The 2,341-nt window shown below is 70.3% G+C and carries 1 protein-coding gene; it reads left to right on the forward strand.

What is annotated here, in order from left to right; all coding sequences use genetic code 11:
* On the forward strand, positions 1–2,341 hold a 2,341-nt coding region (locus ABT026_RS32070), incomplete at both ends, for a condensation domain-containing protein (RefSeq protein ID WP_351118723.1).

A 2,341-nucleotide genomic window follows, 5' to 3' on the forward strand; every position in this document is an offset into this window, starting at 1 on the left:
CGCCCGTGTCCTGGGACGCCTTCAGCCTCGAGTTCTGGGGCGCCCTGCTCCACGGCGCGGCCACCGTCCTGCAACCCGGGCAGCGACCCGAACCCACGCTGATCGCCGAACTCTCGCAACGCCACCGCGTCACGATGCTGCAGCTGTCGGCAAGCCTGTTCAACTACCTCACCGACGAGCACCCCGACGCCTTCGACACCGTCACCATCGCCTACACCGGCGGCGAAGCCGCCTCCCCCGCCCACGTCCACAAGCTGCAGCAACTGAAGCCCGGCATCACCATCGTCAACGGCTACGGCCCCGCCGAATCCATGGGCTTCACCACCACCCACACCATCGAACCCGCTGACCAACCCCACCCGACGATCCCCATCGGATCACCCCTGGTCAACAAGGGCGCCTACGTCCTCGACGACCACCTCCAACTCACCGCCCCCGGCGTCACCGGCGAGCTCTACCTCGCCGGCGACGGCCTCGCCCACGGCTACCTCGGCCGCCCCGACCTGACCGCCACCCGCTTCATCCCCAACCCCCACGGACCCACCGGCAGCCGCCTCTACCGCACCGGCGACCTCGTCCACTTCGACGCGGACGGCAACCTCCACTACGAAGGCCGCGCCGACAACCAAATCAAAATCCGCGGCTTCCGCGTCGAACCCGGCGAAATCGAAGCCGCCCTCCTCACCCACCCCGCCGTCACCCAGGCCGTCGTCACCACCCACCAGCAGCACCTCGTGGCACACGTCGTCGGCGGAGCAGCGGAGCAGGGCCTGGCGGGCGACCTGGCCGACCTGGCACGCCGGCATCTCACCGAGCGGCTGCCCGAGCACCTGGTGCCCGCACACATCATGGTTCTCGACCGGCTTCCCCTCACCCCCAACGGCAAGATCGACAAGCGGGCTCTGCCCGAACCGTCCTCCGTCTCCACGGGTGGCCGTGGCCCTCGTACGCCGCTCGAGGAGACCTTGACGGCTCTCTTCGCCCGGGCGCTGAACGCCTCCACGTCCCTCACGATCGACGACGACTTCTTCCGCCACGGCGGGCATTCGTTGCGGGCGGCGCGGCTCACCAACCACATCGCGGACGCACTCGGCGTACGCCTGACCATCCGCGACGTCTTCCAGCACCCCACCCCCGCCCGACTCGCCGACCTGATCTCCCACCACAAGGGACTGCCCGCCCTACCCCCGATCACAGCCGGAGAAGGCACGGGCAACAACGACTCGCTGCCGGCCGCGTCCTTCGCCCAGCGACGGCTGTGGCTCCTGGCCGACCTGGACGGCGACAGCACCGCCTACAACGTGCCCCTCGCGATACGCCTGCACGGCGAACTCGACACGCCGGCGCTGGAGGCCGCGCTCAACGACGTCGTCGAACGCCACGCCCCGCTGCGCACCCTGATCGAGACCGTCGACGGCGAACCGCGCCAGCGGATCCTGCCGCCCACCGAGGTCCGCGTACCGGTCGAGCGGCGCCGGATCGCCGCTCATGACGTGGACACGGAGCTGGCGACGGCCGCGCGACAAGTCTTCGAACTGCGGACCGACGTCCCCTTCCGAGCCACGGTGTTCGACCTCGGCGACAGCACCTGGGTGCTGTTCCTTCTGCTGCACCATGTGGCGACGGACGGCGCGTCGAACAGCGTGTTCTTCGACGACCTCGCCCGGGCCTACGAGGCACGGCTGTCGGGCGCAGACCAGAACGTGCTGCCGCCCTTGCCGGTCCAGTACGCCGACTACGCGCACTGGCAGCACCGAACCCTGGGCTCGCCCGACGACCCGGACAGCGTGCTGGCACGCGAACTCAAGTTCTGGCGCTCGACGCTGGACAGGGCTCCCGAGGAGCACGGTCTGCGCCTGGACCGGCCCCGTCCCGCCCGGGCGACCCACCGAGGCGGCGAAATCGGAGTGGACCTCGGCCCGGATCTTTTCGCCCGGGTGGGCGAGCTGGCCTTGGCAGAAGGCTGCACGCCGTTCATGGTGGTCCACGCCGCCCTCGTCGCCGCCCTGACCCGCCTCGGCGCCGGCACCGACCTGGCGGTGGGCACGCCGGTCGCCGGGCGCGGGGACGAGCAGTTGCGTGACCTGGTCGGATTCTTCGTCAACACGCTCGTGCTGCGCACCGACAGCAGCGGAGACCCGTCCTTCCAAGAACTGCTGGCACGGATCCGTGCGACCGACCTGGACGCCTTCGCCCACCAGGAAGCACCCTTTGACCTCGTCCTCGACTCCGTCAACCCGGCCCGTTCCCTCGCCCGGCACCCCCTGTTCCAGATCTGCCTCGGCCTCGAGACGGGCGGCGCCTCTCCGTTCCGGTTGCCCGACGGCCGCCTGGCCGACGT

Origin of the sequence: Streptomyces sp. NPDC002734, from assembly GCF_040295685.1 — a bacterium.
GTDB lineage: Bacteria > Actinomycetota > Actinomycetes > Streptomycetales > Streptomycetaceae > Streptomyces.